The organism is Streptomyces sp. ITFR-16, from assembly GCF_031844705.1.
Lineage (GTDB): Bacteria > Actinomycetota > Actinomycetes > Streptomycetales > Streptomycetaceae > Streptomyces.
Genome location: NZ_CP134609.1, coordinates 6,255,110 through 6,278,481, shown reverse-complemented (window position 1 = coordinate 6,278,481; position 23,372 = coordinate 6,255,110). Strand labels below are relative to the sequence as shown.

The 23,372-nt window shown below is 72.9% G+C and carries 22 protein-coding genes; 8 read left to right on the top strand and 14 right to left on the bottom strand.

Annotated features, from left to right (window positions below; translation table 11 throughout):
* The first annotated feature begins 228 nt into the window (after window positions 1–228).
* The 3 genes from RLT58_RS27815 (at window position 229) to RLT58_RS27805 (ending at window position 2,621) form a co-directional block, all read left to right on the top strand.
* Window positions 229–1,038 (top strand): NAD-dependent epimerase/dehydratase family protein, encoded by an 810-nt coding sequence (locus RLT58_RS27815; protein WP_311313106.1) that lies wholly within the window; start codon window positions 229–231, stop codon window positions 1,036–1,038.
* A gap of 54 nt (window positions 1,039–1,092) precedes the next feature.
* Window positions 1,093–1,311, top strand: coding sequence for a hypothetical protein (locus tag RLT58_RS27810; RefSeq protein ID WP_311313105.1), 219 nt, complete (start codon window positions 1,093–1,095; stop codon window positions 1,309–1,311).
* 101 nt (window positions 1,312–1,412) lie between these two features.
* Window positions 1,413–2,621, top strand: coding sequence for a TerD family protein (locus RLT58_RS27805; RefSeq protein ID WP_311313104.1), 1,209 nt, complete (start codon window positions 1,413–1,415; stop codon window positions 2,619–2,621).
* Between the two features lie 107 nt (window positions 2,622–2,728).
* Here RLT58_RS27805 and RLT58_RS27800 read toward each other — a convergent pair whose 3' ends face one another.
* From RLT58_RS27800 to RLT58_RS27785, 4 genes are all read right to left on the bottom strand, one after another.
* Window positions 2,729–2,959, bottom strand: a complete 231-nt coding sequence (locus RLT58_RS27800) for a hypothetical protein (protein WP_037711258.1) — start codon at window positions 2,957–2,959, stop codon at window positions 2,729–2,731.
* A 140-nt stretch (window positions 2,960–3,099) separates the two neighbouring features.
* Window positions 3,100–4,572, bottom strand: a complete 1,473-nt coding sequence (locus RLT58_RS27795) for an alkaline phosphatase PhoX (RefSeq protein ID WP_311314674.1) — start codon at window positions 4,570–4,572, stop codon at window positions 3,100–3,102.
* Between the two features lie 162 nt (window positions 4,573–4,734).
* Complete coding sequence (locus RLT58_RS27790) at window positions 4,735–6,237, bottom strand: hypothetical protein (protein ID WP_311313103.1); 1,503 nt, start codon at window positions 6,235–6,237, stop codon at window positions 4,735–4,737.
* Between the two features lie 178 nt (window positions 6,238–6,415).
* Window positions 6,416–7,132: an antibiotic biosynthesis monooxygenase gene (locus RLT58_RS27785; protein ID WP_311313102.1), complete on the bottom strand. Its 717-nt coding sequence runs from the start codon at window positions 7,130–7,132 to the stop codon at window positions 6,416–6,418.
* A 136-nt stretch (window positions 7,133–7,268) separates the two neighbouring features.
* On the opposite strand from RLT58_RS27785, the gene RLT58_RS27780 reads away from it, so the two are divergent.
* From RLT58_RS27780 to dapA, 3 genes are all read left to right on the top strand, one after another.
* Window positions 7,269–8,387 (top strand): lipid II:glycine glycyltransferase FemX, encoded by a 1,119-nt coding sequence (locus RLT58_RS27780; protein WP_311313101.1) that lies wholly within the window; start codon window positions 7,269–7,271, stop codon window positions 8,385–8,387.
* Window positions 8,388–8,419: 32 nt separating this feature from the next.
* The gene (locus RLT58_RS27775) at window positions 8,420–8,863 is read left to right on the top strand and encodes a GNAT family N-acetyltransferase (protein ID WP_311313100.1); all 444 of its coding nucleotides are present in this window, start codon (window positions 8,420–8,422) and stop codon (window positions 8,861–8,863) included.
* A gap of 87 nt (window positions 8,864–8,950) precedes the next feature.
* A complete protein-coding gene (gene dapA, locus RLT58_RS27770; protein WP_311313099.1) occupies window positions 8,951–9,844 on the top strand; it encodes a 4-hydroxy-tetrahydrodipicolinate synthase in 894 nt (297 codons plus the stop codon).
* Here dapA and dapD read toward each other — a convergent pair.
* Together dapD and RLT58_RS27760 are read right to left on the bottom strand one after the other, a co-directional pair.
* Window positions 9,841–10,830 carry a 2,3,4,5-tetrahydropyridine-2,6-dicarboxylate N-succinyltransferase gene (gene dapD, locus RLT58_RS27765; RefSeq protein ID WP_311313098.1) on the bottom strand — a complete coding sequence of 330 codons (990 nt, stop codon included), beginning with the start codon at window positions 10,828–10,830 and terminating at the stop codon, window positions 9,841–9,843. The two genes, dapA and dapD, sit on opposite strands and share 4 nt — an antisense overlap.
* 10 nt (window positions 10,831–10,840) lie before the next feature.
* Window positions 10,841–12,103: an MFS transporter gene (locus tag RLT58_RS27760; protein WP_311313097.1), complete on the bottom strand. Its 1,263-nt coding sequence runs from the start codon at window positions 12,101–12,103 to the stop codon at window positions 10,841–10,843.
* Window positions 12,104–12,232: 129 nt separating this feature from the next.
* On the opposite strand from RLT58_RS27760, the gene RLT58_RS27755 reads away from it, so the two are divergent.
* Window positions 12,233–13,111, top strand: a complete 879-nt coding sequence (locus RLT58_RS27755) for an HxlR-like winged helix-turn-helix transcriptional regulator (RefSeq protein ID WP_311313096.1) — start codon at window positions 12,233–12,235, stop codon at window positions 13,109–13,111.
* On the opposite strand, the gene RLT58_RS27750 is transcribed toward RLT58_RS27755, so the two are convergent.
* Window positions 13,101–13,637: a TetR/AcrR family transcriptional regulator gene (locus tag RLT58_RS27750; RefSeq protein ID WP_311313095.1), complete on the bottom strand. Its 537-nt coding sequence runs from the start codon at window positions 13,635–13,637 to the stop codon at window positions 13,101–13,103. The two genes, RLT58_RS27755 and RLT58_RS27750, sit on opposite strands and share 11 nt — an antisense overlap.
* On the bottom strand, window positions 13,637–13,957 hold the full coding sequence (locus tag RLT58_RS27745) for a DMT family transporter (RefSeq protein ID WP_311313094.1): 321 nt from the start codon (window positions 13,955–13,957) through the stop codon (window positions 13,637–13,639). The genes RLT58_RS27750 and RLT58_RS27745 overlap by 1 nt, the downstream gene beginning before the upstream one ends.
* A gap of 217 nt (window positions 13,958–14,174) precedes the next feature.
* On the opposite strand from RLT58_RS27745, the gene RLT58_RS27740 reads away from it, so the two are divergent.
* Complete coding sequence (locus tag RLT58_RS27740) at window positions 14,175–15,191, top strand: DUF7847 domain-containing protein (RefSeq protein WP_311313093.1); 1,017 nt, start codon at window positions 14,175–14,177, stop codon at window positions 15,189–15,191.
* 65 nt (window positions 15,192–15,256) lie between these two features.
* On the opposite strand, the gene RLT58_RS27735 is transcribed toward RLT58_RS27740, so the two are convergent.
* The 6 genes from RLT58_RS27735 to RLT58_RS27710 form a co-directional block, all read right to left on the bottom strand.
* Entirely contained in the window at window positions 15,257–16,300 is a 1,044-nt protein-coding gene (locus RLT58_RS27735; protein ID WP_311313092.1) for a hypothetical protein, read from the bottom strand.
* Between the two features lie 63 nt (window positions 16,301–16,363).
* Complete coding sequence (locus RLT58_RS27730; RefSeq protein ID WP_311313091.1) at window positions 16,364–17,644, bottom strand: TRAP transporter large permease; 1,281 nt, start codon at window positions 17,642–17,644, stop codon at window positions 16,364–16,366.
* Window positions 17,645–17,648: 4 nt separating this feature from the next.
* Window positions 17,649–18,269: a hypothetical protein gene (locus RLT58_RS27725; protein ID WP_311313090.1), complete on the bottom strand. Its 621-nt coding sequence runs from the start codon at window positions 18,267–18,269 to the stop codon at window positions 17,649–17,651.
* Complete coding sequence (locus RLT58_RS27720; RefSeq protein WP_311313089.1) at window positions 18,266–20,395, bottom strand: hydantoinase/oxoprolinase family protein; 2,130 nt, start codon at window positions 20,393–20,395, stop codon at window positions 18,266–18,268. The genes RLT58_RS27725 and RLT58_RS27720 overlap by 4 nt, the downstream gene beginning before the upstream one ends.
* Window positions 20,396–20,584: 189 nt before the next feature.
* Entirely contained in the window at window positions 20,585–22,198 is a 1,614-nt protein-coding gene (locus RLT58_RS27715) for an FAD-dependent oxidoreductase (RefSeq protein ID WP_311313088.1), read from the bottom strand.
* A gap of 49 nt (window positions 22,199–22,247) precedes the next feature.
* Window positions 22,248–23,351 (bottom strand): LacI family DNA-binding transcriptional regulator, encoded by a 1,104-nt coding sequence (locus RLT58_RS27710; RefSeq protein ID WP_311313087.1) that lies wholly within the window; start codon window positions 23,349–23,351, stop codon window positions 22,248–22,250.
* Window positions 23,352–23,372: the final 21 nt, after the last annotated feature.

Genomic DNA, 23,372 nt, shown 5'->3' with positions numbered 1-23,372 from the left:
GGACCCGGGTGAACACGCCATTTCCGAGGAGTCTCCCCGGAGGGACCCCACCCCCACCCACCGGACAGAGCGCCCCCACGGGCAACCCGCACCACCAAGCCCGTCCGGCGATTGAGGACGGCACCCTCCGCCCCGGACCGGGGAACCCTTGACGCACCCCCACCCCGCTCCATAACTTGTCCACGCATGTGAACCCCAGCCAAGGACCCGGCACGAGGAGACCCCCGTATGCCCGCCCCCCGCACCGTCCTGCTCACCGGCGCCGCCGGCGGCCTCGGCACCCTGATGCGCGGACTGCTGCCCGCCCACGGCTACACGCTCCGCCTGTTCGACATGGTCCCCGTCGAGGGCGAGCCGGACGCGATCACCGCCGACCTCGGCGACAAGGAGGCCCTGCGCGAGGCCGTACGGGGCGTCGACGCGATCATCCACCTCGCGGGCATCTCGCTGGAAGCCTCCTTCGACAAGATCCTCCGGGCCAACATCGAAGGCACCTACAACCTCTACGAGGCCGCGCTCGCGGAAGGCGTGCGCCGGATCGTCTTCGCCTCCTCCAACCACGCCGTCGGCTTCACCCCCCGCCCCCTGCCCGGCGACCCGCTGATCCCCATCGACACCCCGCGCCGCCCGGACACCTTCTACGGCCTCTCCAAGTCCTTCGGCGAGGACCTCGCCCAGCTGTACTGGGACCGGCACGGCCTGGAGACCGTCTCGGTGCGCATCGGCTCCTGCTTCCCGGAGCCGACCTCCGTACGGATGCTCTCCGTCTGGATGAGCCCCGCCGACGGCGCCCGTCTCTTCGACGCGGCGCTGACCGCCGAGAACGTGGGGCACACCGTCGTCCACGGCTCCTCCGACAACACCCGGCTGTGGTGGGACCTGACGTCCGCCCGCGCGCTCGGCTACGCGCCGCAGGACGACTCGGAGCCGTACGCGGCGAAGCTCGTCGCCGAGCAGGGCGAGCTCGATCCGGACAACCCGGACCACGCCCACCTCGGCGGCCACTTCTGCACCGACCCCCCGATCTGGCCGCACTGACGCGAGGCGAAAACCCCGCGCCCGCGCCGGGCCGGGTCCGGCATGATGCCCGGTATGGCGAGACCTTCCGGATTCCGGTACGAGCGGCACGGCGACGCGAGCGTCGGCATCACCCACCACGGCCGCCCCGCCGGCACCCTGCGCGGCGGCCGGGCGGAGAAGTTCCTGGCCGAGGTGGAGTCGGGGGACGCCCAGCTGGTGATGGCCCGCTGGACCGGGGCGTACAAGCACGGCAACGAGCGGGCCGCGCGCAACCACCCCAGAAACCGATGACATCAGGGGACATGGCCGGACGGAACGATGCCGTCCGCCGGTCGGGGGAAGCCGCGCAAAGGTAAGGGAACGGCAAAGCCGGGTCGTTCGTTACCCCGAGCATGACCGCTATGACACCCGGCTCGAACATCCCTCTCTCCGCCGCCCGCGTGGCGGTGGACGTCGCCGCCCCCGTGCGGCTCGACGTCTCGGGCCTGCTGCTCGCCGCCGACGGCAAGGTGCGCTCGGACGACGACTTCATCTTCTACAACCAGCCCACCGGCCCCGGTGTGACCTACCGCTCGGGCGGCGGGACCGCACCGGACGCCATCGTCGTGGACACCTCGGCGGTGCCGGCCGGCATCGAGAAGATCGTCGTCACGGCGAGCCCGGACGGAGCCGGTCAGACCTTCCAGGGCGTCGAGCCCACCGCCACCGTGCGCAACGCGGACGACGGCAGCGTGCTAGCCACCTTCACCCCGCCCCGGCTGGGCGCGGAGACCGCGCTCGTCGTCATGGAGGTCTATCTGCGGGGCGGCGCGTGGAAGGTCCGCGCGGTCGGCCAGGGCTATGCCAACGGGCTGGCGGGCATCGCCACGGACTTCGGCGTCTCGGTCGAGGAGCCCGCCGCCGCGCCCATCGCGGCCGCTCCCCCGGCGCCCGCCGCCGCTCCGGACCCCCGGGTCTCCGCGCCCCCGGCCCCCGCCGCGCCGCCTGCACCGCCCGCAGCGCCCCCGGCCGCTGCCGCCTCGGGCCGGATCAACCTCGACAAGGGCCGGGTGAGCCTGCAGAAGAACCAGACGGTGTCGCTGGTCAAGGGCGGCCGGCCGCTGCTCTCCCAGGTCAAGATGGGCCTCGGCTGGGAGCCCGCGTTCCGCGGCAAGGACATCGACCTCGACGCCTCGGTGATCGCCTACGGGGCCGGCCGCAACCACCTGGACAGCTGCTACTTCGGCAAGCTCTCCATCCTGAACGGCGCGATCAAGCACTCCGGCGACAACCTCACGGGCGAGGGCGCCGGCGACGACGAGGTGATCGTCGTCGATCTGGGCCGCATCCCCCCGGAGGCGACCGGCCTGGTGTTCACGGTCAACTCGTTCACCGGACAGAAGTTCACCGAGGTCTCCAAGGCCTACTGCCGGCTGATCGACGCGACCACCGACGAGGAGCTGGTCCGCTTCGACCTCACCGGCGCCGAACCGCAGACCGGCGTGATGATGGCCAAGCTGATCAAGCAGTTCTCCGGCGAGTGGGAGATGACCGCGATGGGCGAGTTCGTGAAGTCCCGCACCGTCCGGGGCATGGTCAAGCCCGCCGCCCAGTCGCTGTAGCGCCCGCCCCGCCGTACAACGGCTTCAGGGGCACCCGGCTGGTAGCGGGTGCCCCTGAAGGCCGTAGGCGGAGAAACGGCGGACGCGGCGCGTGCTCGTCGCTTCTCTCAGAGCTTGGTCAGCTTGGAGTACGGGCTCAGGATCCTCCCCTGTCGCCCCGAGAAGTCGATGAGCACTGCGTCGTTGTCGCCCTCGACAGCGAGGACTCGGCCGAGTCCGAACTGGTCGTGCGACACCCTGTCGCCCACATCGAACAATTCGACCGGTGGGGCCGCCTGGGCCGGGCGGTTGAAGGGACTGGAAGGCAGGTGACGCCGGGATCCGGCTGACTGTTTCATTACCTTGAGTATGCGCCCTGGAAACGCCCGACGCCATGCCCGACCACTCCTGGGGCCCCACTGATGCCGGATTCGTAATCAGCGATTCCGGCACCACACGGCCCGGAGCCCTTGGCGCTCCGGGCCGAAAGGCCTTACTGTCACCCGCGCGGCTGGCGCTTCCACGGGCCGGTGATGGCCACCATGATCCCCGGCGTCTGGATGTTGGCGTACAGGGTCTTCCCGTCGGGCGAGAACGTGACGCCGGTGAACTCGCTGTACTCCGGCTCCTCCTCGGTGCCCGCGTTCAGGTCGTTGCGCGCGATCGGGTACGTACGGCCGCTCTCGGTCGCCCCGAAGAGGTGCTGGACGCCCTCGCCGTCCTCGGCGATCACCAGACCGCCGTACGGCGAGACGGTGATGTTGTCCGGGCCGTCGAACGCGCCGTCCTTCGAGGGGTCGGCGTTGACCCCGAGGAGCACCTTCAGCGTCAGCGTGCGGCGCTTCGGGTCGTAGAACCACACCTGGCCGTCGTGTTGCACGGGGCTCTCGTCACGGGCGTACGAGGAGACGATGTAGGCGCCGCCGTCGCCCCACCACATGCCCTCCAGCTTGCGGGCGCGGGTGACCTCCTTGTCGCCGAACTGCTTGCGCACCGAGACGGTCCTCGCGTCGCGGTCGGGCACGTCGACCCAGTCCACGCCGTACACCGTGCCGATCTTCGTGGCGCGGGAGAGGTCGTCGACGAACTTTCCGCTCTTGTCGAAGCACTTGGTGGCCTGGAGGACCCCGGCGTCGTCGGCGAGCGTGCGCAGCTTGCCCCGGCCGTGCCGGAAGCCGCGCGGCGGCACCCAGCGGTAGAGCAGCCCGTTGGGACCGGCCGCGTCCTCGGTGAGGTAGGCGTGCCCCTGCTGGGGGTCGATGACGACCGCCTCGTGCGCGTACCGGCCGAACGCCTTGACGGGGCGCGGGGCACGGTTGGCGCGCCGGTCGTACGGGTCGACCTCGAAGGCGTAGCCGTGGTCCTTGAGCAGCCCGTTCTTGCCGGCCCTGTCCTCGGTCTCCTCGCAGGTGATCCAGGTGCCCCAGGGGGTGGCGCCGCCGGCGCAGTTGGTGGAGGTGCCCGCGATGCCGACCCACTCGGCGGTGCGGCCGTCGCGGCGGGTCTCCACGACGGTGCAGCCGCCGGCCGCGACCGGGTCGTAGACGAGGCCGTCGGTGAGCGGGACCGGGTGCTCCCAGTCGGCGCGGGTGCCGCTCAGCTCGTGGTTGTTGACCAGCAGCGTCACGCCGCGCGCGCCCTCGAAGGCGGCCGTGCCGTCGTGGTTGGAGGGGGTGTACTCGCCGGACTCCAGCCTGGTGACACCGCTGTGGGTGATGACCTTGTACGAGAATCCGGCGGGCAGCGCGAGAATGCCCTTCGGGTCGGGACGCAGCGGCCCGTAGCCGGGCTCGTGGCTGTGTCCGTGTCCGTGTCCGTGCCCGTGTCCGTCGTGGCCGTGGTCGTCGTGGCCGTGGTCTCCGGCGGCGAGGGCGCCGGGCGCGGTGGCCAGCGCGGCGACGGTTCCGGTGAGGGCGATGCCGGCACCGGTGAGGGCGGACTGTCTGCTGAATTCCCTGCGCGTGAAGGCCATCGGGTACTCCTGGTGCAGCGGGGCGGCTGTTGACCGGCCCACCGTCCCGTTCCTGCCCCAACAGCAGTTGAACCCGAGGCGACTTCGGGGCGGAGCCTTCTGTGAAGATCCCCCGCCCCGCGCCTTCCCTCCGCGCCGCCGTCCCGCGCCGCCCCTGCGGCGCTAGCTGTCCGAACCGCCGCGCGAGCGGGCCTTGAAGGCGGCCTTGCGGGCCTCCTTCGCCTGCTTCTTGTCGCTGTGCAGCCGCCCCATGGCCTCCAGGACGTCCGCCGTCGCCGGGTGGTCCACCCGCCAGGCCTCCTCGAAGAAGCCGCTGTGCTGACCGGACAGCCCCTCGACCAGCTCCTGGAGCTCGTCCAGGTCGCCGTCCGCCTCCAGCTGGGCCGAGATGGTGTCGACGGCGAGCCAGAAGATCATCGCTTCGGAGGGCGGGGGCACGTCGGCCGCGCCGCGTTCGGCGAGCCAGACCCGGGCCAGGCCGCCGAGTTCGGGATCGCCGAGCACCGCGCGCACGGCGGGTTCGGCCTCCGCGCCGACCAGGGCGAGCGCCTGCTGGCAGTGCAGCCGGCGCAGCGGTGCCTGGGGGTCCGCACCGCGTGCGGCGTCCAGGAGTTCGGCGGCGGCCCCGTCGCCGCCGCGCTTGGTGAGCCACAGCCCGATCTCGCTGCGGGCCGCGGCCTCGGGGTAGTAGGCGATGCCGCCGAGGAGCGCGTCGGCGCCCTTGTCCGCGAGGTCGCCGATGGCCGGGGCGTCCACGCCGGCCTCCAGCATCCGGGCCCGGATGCCGTAGAGGCCGAGGGGCGTCAGCTTCACCATGCCGTACCGGGTGACGTCCTCGTCGTCGGCGGGCGGGGCGGTCTCCTCGCCCTCCTCGACGAGCAACGCCTCGTCCACCGGCCGGTATTCGACGATGCCGATGGGTTCGAGGACCCGGAACTGGTCGTCGAGGCGCATCATCGCGTCCGAGACCTGCTCCAGGATGTCGTCGGTGGGCTCGCCCATGTCGTCGGGCACGATCATCGACGCGGCGAGCGCGGGCAGCGGGACGGGCGCACCGTCCGCGCCGTCGCCGACGGTCAGCAGATAGAGGTTGCCGAGCACGCCGTCGAGGAATTCGGCCTCGGTCTCCGGGTCCCAGTCCAGGGCGTCGAAGTCGACCGAGCCGTCCTCGCCGACGAGGTCGGCGAAGTCGTCGAAGACGGGGGCGGTGGCGTCGGCGTGGGCGGCCTCCAGGCCGTCCAGCCAGATCGCCAGGACGTCGCTGGGCGAACCGCCGGTCAGCAGCGCGAGGTTCTCGCCCGCGGTGACGGTGCCCTCCGCGTCCGCGCCGAACTCCTCGTCGTCCTCGCCGAAGCCGTCCTCCTCCGGGGACAGGGCCTCCGCGGCCGGGTCCTCGACCTCGACGAGCCCGGTGTCGACGGCGAGCCGCCAGGCCTCGCTGGCCTCCGCCGCGCCGTCCTCGTCCGGGGTGAGGCCGAGGTGCTCGGCGGCTGCTGGCAGCTGGGCGTCGACGAGCTCGCCGCCGGCGCCGACCCGGGTGTCCGGCCCGGCCCAGCGGGCGAGCCGTACGGCGCGGGCGAGCAGCGGCGCGGCAAGCGCGTCCCGTGCCAGCTCGGCCTCGGTGTGCAGCCGGACCGGCGGCAGGGTGGGGCGCTCTGCGGACATCAGGGGGGTCTCCTCGGGACGTGCGGGGCGTACGGCTCGCCGGGGCGGTGACACCGGGCGGGTACGGGGTCAGGCGGCTCAAGCGTAGACGCATTTCGCCGCGTGCCGCCCGGAACCCGGGCAAGGCCGCCGGAGCACGCCCCAGGGGCCCCGGCGGCCGGCCGGTCCGTCCCCCCGGTCACGGTCGCGGCGCCCCCGGCCGCAGGCTCAGCGCGGGGGTGTAGCGGTGCACTCCGCCGCCGGTCACGCCGGGGTAGGTCTGCACCCGCTCCCACTGCGGTGTCCGCGAGCCGACGCCGTTGCCGGGAGCGGCGAGTGCGTCGATGTGCGCCTGTGCGCTCACCCATTCCGCGTAATTGAGCACACGGGTTCCGTCGGTGCTCACGTGGAAGTACCCGGCGAGCCCGCCGGGCGCGGGGGCCGGGTCCGTGCCGAGCGCCTCGAACACCGTGTCCACCCAGTCGCGTTGCCGGGCCGGGTCCGGCCCCTCGAACTCCACGTCGACGATGACGACGCACCCCGGCGCGACCGCGTCCGGCCCGCCGGGGGTGCCGAAGCGGTACAGCTCGTAGGTGTGCAGGGCGATCCGTTCGATGCCCGGCACGGCCGCGTCGATCTCGGCGTTCCGCTCGTCCCGGGCGGAGCGGACGTAGGCCTGGAAGGTCTCCTCGTCCGCCCACTGCGAGTAGTGGAAGAGCGTCCGGCCGTCCTCCCCCGTATGGACGGTGCAGGAGAGCGGCCCGGGCTGCGGCCACTCCCGGCTCTCCCATGCCTTGCGGATGGCCTCGACGGCCTGCCGCTGCCGTTCCGGTGTGCCGACGTCCCAGGTACTGGCCTTGACGACACCCGCGTCCGTGCGGGTGACATCGGGCCGGGACACCAGTTCCACGCTCATGACCGCTCCCCTCATGGGCGCTCCCGTGCGGTGCGCCCCATGACGGCCACCCTGATACGTCAAGTGCGCTTGAGGTCAACTGCGTCCCGGCCCTGCGTCGTTAGGCTGACGAAACGGACAAGGAACGGAGTACCGCATGTCGCTGCGGGTCGAGGGCATCACACGCGAACAGCATCTGGCGTTCGTCGCCGGCCGGAGTTCCGTGAGCCATATGCAGGTCCCGTCGTGGGGCGGGGTGAAGCCCGACTGGCGCGCGGAGAGCATCGGCTGGCTGGACGGGGAGCGGATCGTCGGTGCCGCGCTGGTGCTGTACCGCCCGATCCCCCGGGCCAAGCGGTATCTGGCGTATCTGCCGGAGGGGCCGGTCATCCCGTGGCACGAGGGCGATCTGCGGCCCTGGCTGGATCCGCTGCTGCTCCATGTGAAGGAGCGGGGCGCGTTCACGGTACGGATGGGGCCGCCCGTGATCGCGCGCCGGTGGGAGGCGCAGACGGTCAAGGACGCCGTGCCCGATCCGGCCGCGCGCCGGCTGGGTGACGTCGAGCCCGACGTGGTCGAGCCGGGCGCCGCCGAGCTGGTGGCGCAGCTGCACCGGCTGGGCTGGCGGCGGAGCGCTGACGGCGGCGCGGACGGATTCGCCGCGGGCCAGCCCCGGTACGTCTTCCAGGTGCCGTTCGCCGGGCGGTCGCTGGAGGAGATCCGGGGCGGGCTGAACCAGCAGTGGCGGCGCAACATCAAGAAGGCCGAGAAGGCGGGCGTCAAGGTCGTCGAGGGCGGCCTCGACGACCTTCCGGTCTTCTACGGGCTGTACCGCGAGACGGCCGAGCGCGACCGCTTCATCGCCCGCCCGCTCGACTACTTCCAGCGGATGTGGACCGCGCTGCGCGCCGAGGACCCGGAGCGGATGCGGCTGTATCTGGCGCACCACGACGGGGAGGTCCTGTCCGCGGCGACGATGCTGACGGTCGGCACCCACGTCTGGTACTCGTACGGCGCCTCCACGAGCCGCCGGCGCGAGGTGCAGCCGAGCAACGCGGTCCAGTGGCGGATGATGAGCGACGCGCACGAACGGGGCGCCGACGTCTACGACCTGCGCGGCATCACCGACACCCTCGACGAGAGCAGCCATCTGGTGGGCCTGCTGCGCTTCAAGGCCGGTACGGGCGGCCGTGCCGCCGAGTACGTCGGCGAGTGGGACTTCCCGGTCAGCAAGCTGCTGCACAAGGCGTTCAGCCTGTACATGGCCCGCCGCTGACGCCCCGGGGCGGCCGTGCCAGAATCCCGGGCGTGCAGCTGCGTACCGCGACCCGCCCCGACCTGTCCGCCGTGCTCGCCCTGCTCGCCGACGAGGACGCGGTGGTGGACCCCGCGTCGGTCGTCGTGGACGAGGCCTACGAGAAGGCGTTCGCCGACATCACGGCCGATGCCCGCAACGAGATCCTGGTGCTGGAGGACGGCGGGACGGTGGTGGGCTGCCTCCAGGCGACCTACATCCCCGGACTCGGCAGGCACGGGGCCGAGCGCGCCCTGATCGAGGCCGTGCGGGTCAGGGCGGACCGGCGCGGCGGCGGGCTCGGGCGGCAGCTGATGGAGCGGGCCGTCGAGCGGGCTCGGCTGCGGGGCTGCTCGCTGGTGCAGCTGACCAGCAACCGGAGCCGGAAGGACGCACACCGCTTCTACGCCTCACTGGGGTTCGCCGCCAGCCACGAAGGGTTCAAGCTCACCCTCTGAGCGCAGCGGACCCTTGAGCGTTTCTTCACCTTCACCCGGAGAAGAACTAAGTGGACCTTCATGGTCCGGCGGGCCGACACTGCGGACATGACGCCTCCCGCACCCTCGCGCCCGCGCCCCTTCGGCCGCGCCCTCTGCGCGATGATCACCCCGTTCACCGCCGGCGGAGCCCTCGATCCGGACGCGGCGGCCCGGCACGCCGCGGCCCTGGTCGCTGACGGCTGCGACGGTCTGGTGCTCAGCGGCACCACCGGCGAGTCCCCGACGACCTCGGACGCGGAGAAGGCGGCGCTGCTGCGCGCGGTGCGGGAGGCGGTCGGCGCGGACGTGCCGGTGGTGGCGGGCATCGGCACCTCGGACACCCGGCACACGGTGGAACTGGCCCGGCAGGCCGAGCGGGCCGGCGCCGACGGCCTCCTGGTAGTGACCCCGTACTACAGCCGGCCGCCGCAGGACGCCGTGGAGGCGCACTTCCGCCGGGTGGCCGACGCGTCGGGCCTCCCGCTGATGCTGTACGACATCCCGGGGCGCACCGGCACCCGTATCGAGCCGGAGACCCTGCTGCGGCTGGCGGAGCACCCGCGCGTCGTGGCGGTGAAGGACTGCTCGCAGGATCTGCTGGGCGCGACCAAGGTGATCGCGGCGACCGCGCTGGCGTACTACTCGGGCTGCGAGGAGCTGAATCTGCCGCTGTACGCGGTGGGCGGGGCCGGCTATGTCAGCACGGTCGCCAATGTGGCGCCCCGTCAGCTGCGGTCCGTGCTGGACGCGTTCGACGCCGGGGACACCGGGGAGGCGCAGCGGCTGAACGGGCTGCTCGCCGCGCTGGTCGAGCTGATGATGGCGTCCGGGCTGCCCGGCACGGTGACGGCGAAGGCGCTGCTGGCCGCGGGCCCGGTCCGGGAACCGCTGCGGCCCGCCGGACGCGGGGCGACCGACGGGCTGCGCGAGGCGTACGGGCGACTGCTCGCCGCCGCTTAGTCGTTGCTGTGCAGGACGTCGTTGAGGCCGTCCCAGACCGCGTTGTTCGGGCGGGCCTCGACGGTTCCGGTCACCGAGTTGCGGCGGAAGAGGATGTTCGAGGCGCCGGAGAGCTCGCGCGCCTTGACGACCTGGCCGTCGGGCAGGGTGACACGGGTGCCCGCGGTGACGTACAGACCGGCCTCGACGACGCATTCGTCGCCGAGCGCGATCCCGACCCCGGCCTCCGCGCCGACGAGGCAGCGCTCACCGATCACGATGCGCTCCTTGCCGCCGCCGGACAGCGTGCCCATGGTGGAGGCGCCGCCGCCGATGTCGGAGCCGTCGCCGACGACGACACCGGCGGAGATCCGGCCCTCGACCATCGACGTGCCGAGCGTGCCGGCGTTGAAGTTGACGAAGCCCTCGTGCATGACGGTGGTGCCGGAGGCGAGATGCGCACCGAGCCGCACCCGGTCGGCGTCGGCGATCCGGACGCCCTTCGGGGCGACGTAGTCCGTCATGCGCGGGAACTTGTCGACCGAGGTCACCTGGAGGTGCAGGCCCTCGGCGCGAGCGTTGAGCCGCACCTTCTCCAGGTCGTCGACGGCGACCGGGCCGAGCGAGGTCCAGGCCACGTTGGTGAGGAGGCCGAAGAGCCCGTCCAGGTTCTGCCCGTGCGGCCGGACGAGACGGTGCGAGAGCAGGTGCAGCCGCAGGTACGCGTCGTGGGCGTCGAGCGGCTTGTCGTCGAGCGAGGCGATGACCGTACGCACGGCGACGACCTCGACCCCGCGGCGTGCGTCCACGCCGATGGCCTTGGCGGCGCCCTCGCCGAGCAGGTTGACGGCCCGGTCGGGGGTGAGCCGCTCGGTTCCGGCCGGTCCGGGCTCGGCGGTGAGCTCGGGCGCGGGGAACCAGGTGTCGAGAACGGATCCGTCGCCGGCGATGGTGGCGAGGCCGGCGGCGACGGCGCCGGTGGTGCGGGTGGAAGTCGTGTCGGTCATGGACAGAAACCTAACCGGCCGGGGGCCGCCCCGGCGAACCGGTCTCAGCGTCCGGGCGTCGCGGCACCGGGTGCCGCAGGACCGGCCGGGAGCGGGAGCCGGACGGGGACGGGCCGAGGCGCCGGGCGGCCAGGACCGCCCCGCCCGCACCGCAGGCCAGGACCGCGCAGGCGGGCCAGAGCAGGGCGGGCGCGGCGCTGTAGAGCGCGCCGCCCAGCGGGGGCGCGAGCACCTGTCCGCTGATCGAGGCGCCCGCGTACAGGCTCTGGAACCGGCCCTGGGCGTGGACGGGCGCCTGGTCGGCGACATAGGCCGTGGCCGGGGTCTTGTACAGGATCTCGCCCAGGCTGAGCGAGCACATCATCGAGACGGCGAGCACCGTGCCGGCGCCCGCGCCCAGCAGCGCGTACCCGGCCCCGACCAGCAGCAGCCCCGTGCCGACGATGCTCAGCGGCGCCCGCTTGCGCAGCGCGTGGGCTGCGGGCAGTTCGAGGCACAGGATGACCGCTCCGTTGAGCCCGATCAGCCAGCCGTAGAACGAGGTGCCGTGTCCGTGGTCGGCGAGGAAGACGGGGAGGGTGGAGTACTGCTGGCGGTAGACGGTGTCGGCGCAGACGATGGCCGAGAGCAGCACCGGTACGGCGGGCCTGGCCCGCAGTTCGCTCCACAGCCCCGGCCCGCCCGGGCGCTGCGCGGGGCGGGAGTGCGCGGTGCCGCGGGCCGGCAGGATCCGGGCCGCGTACCCGGCGAACAGCAGGGTGCCCATCCCGTCGATCAGGAACAGCCAGTCGTAGGAGTAGTGCGCCGCGATCAGCGCGCCGACGGGCGGCCCGACGGTGAAGCCGCCGTTGCCGGCGAAGCGGGTGAGGGCGAAGCTCTGGCGCCTGGAGCCCTCGGGCACGGAGACGGCGACCAGCGCGGAGTTGGCGGCGCGCACGACCCCGGTCGCGTACTCGGCGAGCGGCAGCACGCCGTACAGCACGGCGAGCGGCAGCAGGGGCAGGGCGATGAGCACGGCCCCGCTCACACAGGCGCCGAGCAGCAGCATCCGGCGGTGCCCGTAGCGGTCGCCGAACCAGCCGCCGGTGAAGTTGCCCGCGACCAGCCCGATGCCGCCGATGCCCGTGAGCACCCCGGCCTGGGCGACGGAGAGCCCGCGCGGGCCCGTCAGACAGACGAAGAGATAGACGAAGGTGAAGCTCACCACGCCGTTGAAGAAGGCTCCGAACGCCAGCAGCCGCACCGTGCGCGGGACACCCCGCAGCATCTCCACCCGAACATCCCCCCCGTGAGTTCCCTTTGGGAACTGACTATGGCAGCATGCTCTGCTCAGGTCAACGCGGACGGACGCGGTTCACCGGATGCAGTTCAATGGCCGTCACACCCTGACGGAGGAGGCCCCATGGCCCAGCGCGGCAGCCTGGCGGACGCGGACTGCGCGATCGCCCAGGCGCTCGACGTGGTCGGCGACTGGTGGACGCTGCTGATCGTGCGGGACACGGCACGCGGGGTGCACCGGTTCGACGCGCTCCAGCACGAACTGGGCGTGTCCCGCAAGGTGCTCACCGAGCGGCTGCGGCTGCTGGTCGACGCGGGAGTGCTCTCCCGCGAGCCCTACCAGGACCGGCCCGCCCGGTACGAGTACCGGCTGACGCCGCGCGGCCGCGCCCTGCTGCCGGTACTGATCGCGCTCCAGGACTGGGGCGATGCCTGGGTGACGGGAGACGGAGCGACCATGGCGACCACGGAGGAGTCCTCTCGGGAGGCCGCGCGGGTGCACGCGCTGGTGGGCACCGAGGTGCCGGAGCTGAGCCTGCCGGGGCACACCGGCGGGCGGCAGGACCCGGTGGCGGCCACGCCGTACACCGTCCTGTACTTCTTCCCGGGCGCCTACGCCCGCCAGGAGTCCTATCCGCCGGGCTGGTCCGGCATCCCCGGCGCCCGGGGATGCACCCTCGAATCGTGCACCTACCGCGACCAGTTGGCCGAGTTCACCGCGGCCGGGGCCACCGTGCACGGCATCTCCACCCAGCGCCCCGACGAGCAGCTGGCGTTCGCGGAGGCGGAGCGGCTGCGCTTCCCGCTCCTGTCGGACGCCGGCCTCGAACTGACCGCCGCCCTGCGCCTGCCCACGTTCCGCGCGGCGGGCGTCAGCCGGCTGAAGCGGCTGACCCTGGTGGTGGACCGGGACCGGGTGGTCCGCGAGGCGCTGTACCCGGTCACCGACATCGAGGAGAGCGTACGGACGGCCCTGGCAGCGGTCCGGGGCGTCAGCCGGTGATGCGCCCCAGCATCTCGCGGGCGTAGGCCTCGTCGTACTCCCCGCCGGTGAGCAGCGCTTGGAGGCAGATGCCGTCCATCAGCGCCACCAGGGCGCGGGCGGTGGCCGGATCGGTGCGGGGTTCCAGCAGGGCGGCCGTGGCGTCGGTCCACTCGGCGGCGACCGGGCGCAGCGCGGGCCGGCGCAGCGCGGCGAGGTAGAGCTCGTACTCCAGCTCCGCCCGGCCCCGGCCGCCGCCGAAGAACTCCCCGAGCAGCCGGGCGAGTTCGGCGGCGAGGTCGGCGGCCGGGTCGGCAAGGGCCCGGCTCTCGCGCATGAGCCCGGCGAAGTTCTCGTTGGAGCGGCGCAGGGCGGCGGTCAGCAGCTCGTCCAGCGAGGCGAAGTGGTAGGTCGTCGAGCCGAGCGGCACATCGGCCTCGGCGGCGACGGAGCGGTGGCTGAGCCCGGCGATCCCCCGGGCGCCGACCACCCGGATCGCCGCGTCGATGATCCGGGCGCGCCGCTCGGGGTCGTACCGCCGGGCCATCAGTGCGCACCGCCCAGGTTCAGCACCACCACACCGGCGATGACCAGGACGATTCCGGCCAGCTTGAGCAGGCTGCCGGACTCCCCCATGAACAGCATGCCGATGAAGGCGACGGCTGCGGTTCCGGTCCCCGCCCAGATCGCGTAGGCCGTGCCCATGGACAGGGTCTTGAGCGTCTGGGCGAGCAGCGAGAAGGCCAGCAGATAGCCGACGACGGTGATCAGCGAGGGCCAGAGGCGGGTGAACCCCTCGCTGTACTTCATGGCCGTCGTCCCGGCCACCTCCGCCGCTATGGCCGCGGCGAGCAGTCCGTATCCCATGTGTACGAGTGTACGCAACGGCGGTTGCCGTCCGCCCCGGAATGGCGGGACCGGCGGGACGCTACCGTGGTCCGTCCGGACACATGATCGACTGACCGACGGAGCAGCAGTGGCGCAGGACGCAGGGTGGGGCGGCGGTGCCCAGGGGGGCACGCCGTACGGGGGACCTCCAGGACCGCCTGGGCCTCCCGGGTGGGGTGGCTGGGGCGGTGGCTGGATGCCGCCGAAGCCCGGGGTGATACCCCTGGGGCCGTTGAGGCTCGGGGACATATTCGGCGGCTCGTTCGCCACCATCGGCCGTTACGGCAAGCAGTTGTTCGCCATCGGGGCGGCCGTCTACGGCGGCGCGCTGGCCGTGGTGGTCGTGGCGGCGGCCATCGCGTACTCGGCCGTCGCCGACCCGCTGGACCGGCTGTTCGCGCTCCGCGCGGACGAGGACCCCAGGTCGCAGGATCTGACCGCGGTGCTCGTGGCCCTCGGCCTGGTCGCGCTGCTCGGCCTGGTCGCGATGGTGGTGGCGACGGCCATCATCTACGCGGCGGTGCCCGCCGTCCTCCAGGAGGCGGTGCTCGGCCGGCCGACCACCTTCTCCGACATCTGGCGTCGGGCCTGGAGCCGGATGCCCGCGGTGTTCGGCGCGGTCTTCCTGACCTGTCTGATCGCCATGATCCCGATCGTGCTCGCCTGGGCCGGGTTCGTCGCCCTGATCATCGGCCTGTTCGCGATGGACGGCGGGGGCTCCGCGGTGCTGGCCGTGGTGGGCGTGCTGGGTGCGCTGGCCACGGCACCGCTCGGGATCTGGCTCTGGGTGAAGTTCGCCCTGGCCCCCTCGGTGGCCGTCTTCGAGAACCAGGGGCCGATCGCCTCGATGCGCCGCTCCGCCCAGCTGGTGCGCGGGGACTGGTGGCGGATCTTCGGGATCACCCTGCTGGCCAGCATGATCGCCGGGGTCGCGAGCTATCTGATCCAGCTGCCGTTCTCGCTGCTCGGGATGTTCTCCGGCATGCTCGGCTCGGCCAATCTGGGCGACGACCCGAACCCGGCGTCGATCCTGGTCGCGATGAGCGGCTATGTGCTGGCCCTGATGATCGGCCAGCTCGTGGGCCAGCTGGTCGTGGCCATCTTCCCGCCCCTGGTGACGGGCCTGCTCTACGTGGACCGCCGCATCCGCACCGAGAACCTGGGCCCGGTCCTCGCCGAGGCGGCCGCCGTGCCGCCGCAGTACATGGTCTGAGTCCCCGGGGGGGGCGGTGGGGTGCGCCGTCCGTCGCCGGTCCGGCGCACCCCGCCCTCTCTCTGTCAGCCGCGGGCGACGGCGATCGAGCCCTGGAGCCGCTCGCCCGCCTCGTAGACCATGTACGGCACCCCGTGGTCCGTCCCGAAGCTCGGGGAGGCGCTGCGGCCGTTCTCGGGTGCGGCGCTGCCCGAGTCGTAGAAGACGCCGAGGTGGTCGCGGCGGGAGAAGTCGTTGCCCACCTCGGTGATCAGCAGATTGCCGCCGCTCTCCTTGTTGGTGTTGTAGACGACGTACGTGCTTCCGTTCCGGCTCAGCAGGTGCGGGCCGCCTATGTTGTCCGCACCGACGTCGGTGTGGCGTACGAGCGGCTGCTGGGCGAAGGTCCAGTCGCGGCCGTCCTTCGACCATCCCCAGGCGATGTCACGGTGGTTGGAGCTGTTGTTGAGCATGAACAGCATCACGTAGCGCGCGCCGCGCGCGGGCAGGTCGTGCCGGAAGACGCGGGCGTACGAGGTCTCGGTGCTGCCCGCCGGCATCATCGCGGTGGTGAGCACCACCTTGTCGTACGTGAAGGTGATGCCGTCCTTGGAACGGGCCAGGCGGGTCGTGCCGTTCTCGCCGTGGAAGTAGAGCCAGAGCTCCTTGACGTCCTCGTTCCACAGGACGTGCGGGGAGGCGACATGGCTGACCTTGTAGTGCGGCTGCCAGTTGTTGGAGACGAGGGGGTTGGCCGGGTACTCGGTGAACGGCCCCTCCAGGGAGTCGCCGTAGGCCAGGCAGATCCCCCCGGGGGCATCGTGCGGGCCGTAGTAGAGGTAGTAACGGCCCAGCGGAGCGGCCAGCTTGTCGTAGACGCCCCGGATGCACGGGAAGATGATCTCGCCGGTCGGGTTGTACTTCAGCCGCGAGGGCGTCAGCAGCGTCTTGGTGTAGCGGTAGTCGGGGAATCCGCCGGGGGCCGCCGCGGCGCTGCTCGCGGCGGCGCCGGTGGCGACGATCCCGGCGGTGGCGGCGGCCCCGGCGACCGCGCCCCGCAGGAAGATCCTGCGGCTCGGCTGCCGGGGGCCGCTGTGGTGTGTCCCGTACGCGTCGTCGTGCTGTGTCATGTCGTGCTCCGTCCCGAGTGAGCGATCACAGATGACTGGGGTGGGGGTGACCGGCGTGAGAGGTCACAGATAACTGGCGGCGGTCACGCAGAATCCGCCCAGGGCGACGGCCCAGACATACGGCAGGGTCCGCAGCATCACCTGCTGGGGGGTCACCCCGGCGTACTGCGCGCTCCAGACGGTCTGCGTACTGGTGGGGTCCGACACCCCGAAGACCTGGTTGTACGAGGTGGCGAGGCCGAGGACCGCGACGGCCGGGTAGATGCCGGCGGCGATGAGGACACCGGCGATGCCGGCGCCCAGGCCGTAGACGTTCAGCGGCCCCCGGTAGAGGCAGAGCGGTACGAGGAGGGTGAACACCAGGACGAACAGCACCGGGTTCTGCGGGCTGACGGCCTTGACCAGCGGCTCCAGGGTCTCCACCGCGCCCGGCAGCTTCACCGCGGCGAGCAGGATCCCGATGGCGACGAACAGCACGATCGGCGCCGCCGCGACCTCGAACGCGCCGTACAGCGTGCGCAGCAGCCGCTTGTTCATGTCGCGCGGCCGCGTGGTCGTGACCAGTGCGTACAGGACACCGGCCAGCATCGAGGGCAGGATCGCGACCTCGAGGCCGAGGGCGAGGCCCAGCGGGACGAGCGGGGTGAGCAGCGCGTACCAGGGGGCGTCGCCGAGTTGCCTGCGCCGGGAGGCCGGCTTGGCGGACGCCGACTTGAGCGACCACGCGTGTTCCACTCCGCGCCGCCGCGTCTCGACGAGGACGAAGAGGACGGCGGCGGCCAGGGCGAAGGGGAACAGCTTCAGCATGAAGCCGCGGACCGTGTCGACGGGCAGTTCGAGGGCCGTGGAGAAGAACTGCCAGATGGGCAGTTCGAAGGGCATGCCGGCGGCGATGCCCATCAGGATCGTCCCGGCCGCGGTGACCTTGGGGATGCCGACGGCGATCATGGCGGGGATGCCGATGATGCCGGCGAGCATCGCCGCGGGGGCCGAGCCGGTGACCGTGCCGACGAGGGTGGAGACGGCGAGGACGCCGAGGGCGACCACGACCGGCCGGTCCCCGCCGAACTCGACGATCTTGCGGACGAGCGTGCCCGCGATGCCCGTCTCGTCGAGGAGCCTGCCCAGCCAGGAGCCCAGCAGGATCGCGATCATCGTGGCGGCGAGCATCGGCGCGCCGTTCTGCACGACCGTGTCCAGGACGCTGTTCTCGCCGGTCGGCGGGGCGCCCGCGACAAGGGCGATGACGACGCCGAGGAGGACGAGCGCGAAGGCGGTGGGCAGCCTGCGGGTGAGCATCGCGGCGACTCCGGCCGCCATGACAAGAAGGATGACGACGCCCATGGCGTTACTTCTCTCTTCCGTGCGGGGATCCGTGCCGCGGCCCGGCCGCGGTGGCCAGGGCGGCCGTGAGCAGGAGCGGGCTTCGTCCCAGTCCGCAGGCGACGCGGGCGTGGGCATGGGCGGCGATCTCGTCGGCCCCGGCGACGTGGCCGTACAGGGTGTGCCGCCCGGCGCGGAGGACGACATGGTTCAGGTCGCGCTTCAGGGCCTTCTTCGCGGGCCCGTGGTGGAGCCGCTCGTGCACGGCCTCATGGGCGAGGGCCGCCGCCCGTACCGAACCGGCCGGGAACCAGTGGCGCCAGCCGAGCCGCTCCGTCAGCTCCTCGGCGAGGGCCAGGGTGTCGGTGAACAGTTCGACGGTCGGCACGGGCCGTGAGGTGTAGCGGGCCAGCAGGCCCCTCGCCAGACCGCCTTCGCTCTCCACGATCCGGGCCGTGGAGGCGGCGGGAGCCAGCGCCGAGCCGAACGCGTCGGCCCTGCGGGCCCACTGCCGCAGCAGCTCCGGGTCACGCCCCTCGTGCGTGGGGGTGTTCGCCAGCAGCCGCGCGCCGAACTCGGCGTCGTCGTACGCCGCGAGTTCCCCGATCGCCGCGCGTGCGGCCCGGTCGAGCGGTGCGGCCGTCATGAGCGCACCTCCAGGACGGCGACGACCGGTTCGTCGGCGGCGCGGGCGCGCAGTTCGCTGCGGGCGAGCGCGAGCAGCGGCTGCGGATCCAGCACCCCGGACAGGTCGGCGATCCGGGAACCGAGCAGCAGCCGCAGCGCCGGGGCGCGGACACCGCCGTCGCCGTACGACGTCGCCTCAGTCACCAGACCGGCGAGGACTTCGGGGGCCCGGCCCACGGTGGTGGTCTCGACCCGGGCGTCGGGGGCGTGGAGCCGTACGACGCCGTCCGCGTCGACGACCCGCACCGGGTGGAGGTCCGGGCGGAACCGGCGGTGCACATCGGTGCCGTACACGGTGTGGGCGGGGGTGCCCGCCAGGACGCGCACCGAGGCCGGGTCGGTCCTGAGGCTGTCGGCCGCGGCGCGCAGCCGGTCCGCCTCGTCGGCGCGGTGCGCCCGGTCCTGGGTCCGCAGTTCGGTGGCGCCGGTCGCGACGGCCCGCACGGTGCTGGTCTGCGGGTCGACGGTGACCTCCACCTCGACGCCGTCGGCGGCGGCGCCCTGGGCGACGACGGCGGCCTCGGCCTCGGCGCGCACGGCGAGTATCTGCTCCTGGCCGGCTCCGGGGATGATGCGCTCGACCTGTTCCCGGACGAGGGCGAGGGCCACGCCGATGGGGCTGATCACCTCGTTGTGCCGGGCGATCCTGCCCTCCTGGCCGGTGACGGCCGCGAGGTGGGGCGTGACGGCGGCGGCGCCACCGCCCCCGCCGACGAGCACCGCGGTGTCCTTGTCGAGGCGGTAGTCGCGCATCATCGTCTCGGCCACGGCCCTGACCTTGCCGGTGCCCGCGTCCAGGATCATCGTCGCCGCCGCGGCGACGTCCGTGCCGAGCAGGGCGGCCAGCGGGGCGATCGCGGCCTCGGCCACGGACGGGTCGCACCGCGCGAAGTCCCCCTCCGGCACCCGTCCCAGGGCGTTGGCCGCGCAGGTCATCGTGATCGCGAAGCGCCCGCCCGCGGCATCGATCACCGCGTAGTCGGCCGGGTCGTCCTCCTTCGGCCGGATCAGGGTGATCCTGGCGTCGCGCAGGTCCTCCGCGCTCGCGAAGCAGGCGTAGGCCAGCCCCGCGATGTGCGCGCTGCGCGGCCCGACACCGGTGACCGCGCCGCCCGCGACCCGGACCATCGACCCGCCGCCGACCCCGACGGTGCGGACGTCGAGCGCCGACAGGTACGAGGTCCGGCCGAGGATGGTGGCGTGCCGGACGGCGACCTTGCCCCGCCGCACGACGCTGATGTCCGTGGACGTTCCGCCGGTCTCCAGGAACAGGCCCTCGCTGACGCGCTCCTGCATGAGCGCTCCGGCGACACCCGCCGCCGGTCCCGACAGCACCGTCAGCAGCGGTCTGCGCCGCATCTCGTCCAGCGACATCACCCCGCCGTCGCAGCGCATCACCATCAGCGGCGCGCTCACCCCCGCCTTGGCGATGGAGGCGTCGACGAGATCGGCGGTGGCGAGCATGCGCGGCAGGATCGCGGCGTTCACCACGGCGGTCCGGGTCCGTTTGTGGAGCCCGTACAGCGAAGTGATGTCGTGCGCGGCGGTCGTCGGCAGCCCGCGCTCCCCGGCGGCGGCGGTGACGGCGTCCTCGCCCTCGGGGCGGTCCACGCTGAACGGCTGGCTGGCGACGACCACTTCGGCGCCCTCGCGTACGACCGCGTCCAGGGCCTCGCGTACGGCGGCCGCGTCCTGCGGGTCGGCCACGTGCCCGTAGACGAGCGGAAGCCGCTTGCCCGGGGTGAGTTCCAGCTTGCGCAGGGCGGCCAGCCGGCGGGTGAGCGCCGCGCTCGGACCTGCGCCGATACCGATCAGGCCGACGGTGGCGACGTCGCCCTCCAGCAGCGCGTTGGTAGCCTGTGTGGTGCCGTGGGCGAGGAAGGTCACCTCCTGCGGGGTGTGGCCGGTCTGCTCCAGCAGGCGGTCGAGAGCTTCGACGATGCCGTGGGCGACGCCGTCCTCGTGGTGGTGGCTGGTGGGAACCTTCACCTGCCCCAGCAGAAGCAGGGTCGTGGCATCGACGGCCACGGCGTCGGTGAAGGTTCCGCCCACGTCGATGCCGACGCGGATGCGGTGGGTGTTCATGGCTGGGCACCTCCTTGTGCGGGTGGGCAGGCGGAGGGCGGCAGGGGCCGGTCGTTCACGGGACCGGGGCCCTGGGCCGGGCGGGTACAGGTGGAGCTGCGCCCGCCCGGCACTCCGCCGCCGCCCGGGGGGCCTTGCGGTGAAGCGGTGGTGCGGTGTCGTGGGCGGCGGGTGCCGCCCGGGGGTGGGTCAGTAGCCGCGTACATCGGGCCAGTGGCGCTGGACGCCTTCGCGGTCCAGCACCTGGGCGAACGCCTCGAACCGCTTGTCCTCGGCCTGGACGCGGTGCGGCTCGACGCCCTCGGCGACACAGTGCGCGGCGAGGGCGCCGGCGACCTCGCCGATGTTCCATTCCACCGGGTGGAGCCGGTAGCAGCCGTTGGTGATGTGGGTGGTGCCGATGTTCTTGCCGGCGGGCAGCAGGTTGCGGACGCGGCGCGGAATCAGGGCGCCGAGGGGGATCTCGAACGGCACGGAACCGATGTCGATGTAGTTGTCGCCCCCGGTGGAGGGGTGCAGGTCGATGCGGTAGTTGCCGACGCCGACGGAGTCCCGGTACCGGGTGCCGCCGTACGGGCCGACGATGTCGATGGACACGTCGTGCTCGGTGACGGTGGTGACGGCCTTGATCCGGCGCGACTCGCGGACGTACGGGGCCTTGGCGAGCCCGTCGGGCGTGCCGGTGATGTCGGGGCGCGGCCGGAGCCCGGGGAATCCCCGGCCGCCGTCGGCGCGCGGCGCCTCGGTCTGGAGCCAGTACAGCACCGACAGCGAGAGCTGGCGGGCCCCGGCCAGCGCGGCGGCCGATGTCTCCTCGCCTGCGCCGACCAGGGGCTTGAGCCAGTAGTCGTTGAGCGGCCAGTTGACCAGCGTGATGTCGGAGTCGAAGGCGCCGGGCCGGTGCAGTTTGCGGGCCAGGATGCGGCGGAAGCCGAAGAGTTCCTTGTCGCCCGCGTCGGCCGACTGGTCGGCGTTGACGTCGAGCGGGTCGAGGTCCGGGTTGGGGACGAAGGTGCGCGGTACGGCTTCCAGGCTGCGGGGGTCGGGGGCGAGGAAACCGAGCAGCGGGCCCGGCCAGAAGTCCGGCCGGTAGGCGCGCCAGAAGTCGTAGTCGGCGGGCCGCTCGATGGTGTGGTCCTCGCCCTCGTGGTGGGAGAGCGCGAAACACACCGTGATGCCCTGCTGGTTGAGGGGCTGGGCCTCCTCGGGAGCGTGCGGCTCGTCGAACTCGCCGCGCGCCTCCGCGCCGGTCACATGCTCCACCCCGGCGAGTTCGAGCAGCTCGCCGGTCTCGGTCGCGTCGATGACGTAACGGGCGCCGAGGGTACGGCGGTTGCCGGTTCGGGTGTCCTCCAGCGTGACGGACCGCACGGTGTCGTCGTCGCCCGCCTCGGCGGCGACCGGGCGGTGCTCGGTGAGGAGCGTGAGCCGGCCGGACGAGCGGTGCGGTGCGAGCATCGCCTCCAGTACGGCGAGGGCGACGCGCGGCTCGTGGCAGAGCTTGCTGACGCGGCCGGCCCCGGGGTTGAGGGTGGTGAGGGCCAAGGCCTCGGAACGCAGCGGGTACCAGCGGCGGTAGTGGTCCCTGATGGACTCGCGCAGGGCGCGGTACGAGGCGGTGGTCCCGAACTCCTCCACCCAGGGGTGCTCGTCCGGCGGGACCGCCTGCGAGGTGAGCTGGCCGCCGATCCAGTCCGTCTCCTCGGTGAGGACGACGGTGCGTCCCGCCCGGCAGGCGGCGAGGGCGGCGGCGACGCCGCCGAGACCGGCGCCCACGATGAGGATGTCGGGTTCGGGTATCACGGTTCTCCTTGAAGTGCGGGGTGTGCTCGGTGCGTTGGCGCGGAGGGGGTCACAGATGGCCGGGGGGCGGCGGGCCGGCCGTCGCGCCGGGGCGGAAGGCGCAGGCCACGAGGGGTTCCGTCGCCTCCTCCCCGGCGACCAGCGCGGCGAGCATCCGCACGGCGGCGGCGCCCAGCCGCGTACGGGGGATGTCGAATCCGGTGATGGCCGGGCCGTCCGCGAGGTCCGGCGGCGGGCTGCCGAGCACCGCGAGCGAGGCGTCGCGCGGGCAGTCGATCCCGACGAAGTGTGCGGCGCCGTGCAGGGCCCGCCAGGCATCGCCGGTGTCGGTCTCCTCCGCGACGAACGCGGTCACCCCGTCGTCCAGCCAGCCGCGCAGCCGCTCCGCGGTGAGGTCGCGCTCCGGGTCGGCCGAACGGAAGACGGCCCCGGGGCCGCCCGGCAGCCCCGCCTCCTCCAGGCCCTTGAGGAAGCCGTGCTCGCGGTCGGTGGACGCGGGGGCATCGTCGTCCTCGCGGACGAGCACGATGCGGCGGTGCCCGAGGGAGGCGAGGTGCGCGACGACCTCCCGGCTGGCGCTGATGTAGTCGGCGCCGACCCACGCCAGCCCCTCCAGCTCGTCCCTGCGGCCCAGGTGGACCACGGGGAAGCCGTCGGCCACCAGGCGCAGCAGCTCGTCGGCGGGCGCGTGGCGTCCGAGGAACAGACAGCCGTCGGCGAGCCGCACCCGGTTGAGCGCGTGCGGACCGGCGGCCCCGGCGCCGCCCGTACTGGAGCCGGTGAAGAGCACCAGGTCGTAGCCGCGGACCGCGGCCTCCTGCTCGACACCGACGAGGAACGGGTAGTACGAGTGCTGCACGTCGGTCGGGAACGTGGAGGTGAAGCTGAAGACCCCGAGCAGGTTGTTGCGCGCGGCGGCCAGCCTGCTGGCTGCCGGATCGGGGACGTAGCCGAGCGTGCGCACCGCGTCGAGCACCTTGCGCCGGGTCTCCTCCGAGATCGTGGCGCCCTGTTTCCGCGCCCCGAGGACCAGCGAGACCGTGGCCTGGGAGACCCCGGCGAGACGCGCGACCTCGGCCTGCCGGGGCCGGGACGTGCGGCCCGCGGGCGAGGGGGCGCGGCCCGGCCGGGCCCGCCGCTTGGGTTCTTCCACAGTGTTCCTCCGGATCGTTAA

Excerpts from the sequence above, each read along its gene's own strand:
- RLT58_RS27815 (WP_311313106.1), top strand. The coding sequence starts at position 229 with ATGCCCGCCCCCCGCACCGTCCTGCTCACCGGCGCCGCCGGCGGCCTC.
- RLT58_RS27810 (WP_311313105.1), top strand. The coding sequence starts at position 1,093 with ATGGCGAGACCTTCCGGATTCCGGTACGAGCGGCACGGCGACGCGAGC.
- RLT58_RS27805 (WP_311313104.1), top strand. The coding sequence starts at position 1,413 with ATGACCGCTATGACACCCGGCTCGAACATCCCTCTCTCCGCCGCCCGC.
- RLT58_RS27800 (WP_037711258.1), bottom strand. The coding sequence starts at position 2,959 with ATGAAACAGTCAGCCGGATCCCGGCGTCACCTGCCTTCCAGTCCCTTC.
- RLT58_RS27795 (WP_311314674.1), bottom strand. The coding sequence starts at position 4,572 with ATGGCCTTCACGCGCAGGGAATTCAGCAGACAGTCCGCCCTCACCGGT.
- RLT58_RS27790 (WP_311313103.1), bottom strand. The coding sequence starts at position 6,237 with ATGTCCGCAGAGCGCCCCACCCTGCCGCCGGTCCGGCTGCACACCGAG.
- RLT58_RS27785 (WP_311313102.1), bottom strand. The coding sequence starts at position 7,132 with ATGAGCGTGGAACTGGTGTCCCGGCCCGATGTCACCCGCACGGACGCG.
- RLT58_RS27780 (WP_311313101.1), top strand. The coding sequence starts at position 7,269 with ATGTCGCTGCGGGTCGAGGGCATCACACGCGAACAGCATCTGGCGTTC.
- dapA (WP_311313099.1), top strand. The coding sequence starts at position 8,951 with ATGACGCCTCCCGCACCCTCGCGCCCGCGCCCCTTCGGCCGCGCCCTC.
- dapD (WP_311313098.1), bottom strand. The coding sequence starts at position 10,830 with ATGACCGACACGACTTCCACCCGCACCACCGGCGCCGTCGCCGCCGGC.
- RLT58_RS27755 (WP_311313096.1), top strand. The coding sequence starts at position 12,233 with ATGGCCCAGCGCGGCAGCCTGGCGGACGCGGACTGCGCGATCGCCCAG.
- RLT58_RS27750 (WP_311313095.1), bottom strand. The coding sequence starts at position 13,637 with ATGGCCCGGCGGTACGACCCCGAGCGGCGCGCCCGGATCATCGACGCG.
- RLT58_RS27745 (WP_311313094.1), bottom strand. The coding sequence starts at position 13,957 with ATGGGATACGGACTGCTCGCCGCGGCCATAGCGGCGGAGGTGGCCGGG.
- RLT58_RS27740 (WP_311313093.1), top strand. The coding sequence starts at position 14,175 with ATGCCGCCGAAGCCCGGGGTGATACCCCTGGGGCCGTTGAGGCTCGGG.
- RLT58_RS27735 (WP_311313092.1), bottom strand. The coding sequence starts at position 16,300 with ATGACACAGCACGACGACGCGTACGGGACACACCACAGCGGCCCCCGG.
- RLT58_RS27730 (WP_311313091.1), bottom strand. The coding sequence starts at position 17,644 with ATGGGCGTCGTCATCCTTCTTGTCATGGCGGCCGGAGTCGCCGCGATG.
- RLT58_RS27725 (WP_311313090.1), bottom strand. The coding sequence starts at position 18,269 with ATGACGGCCGCACCGCTCGACCGGGCCGCACGCGCGGCGATCGGGGAA.
- RLT58_RS27720 (WP_311313089.1), bottom strand. The coding sequence starts at position 20,395 with ATGAACACCCACCGCATCCGCGTCGGCATCGACGTGGGCGGAACCTTC.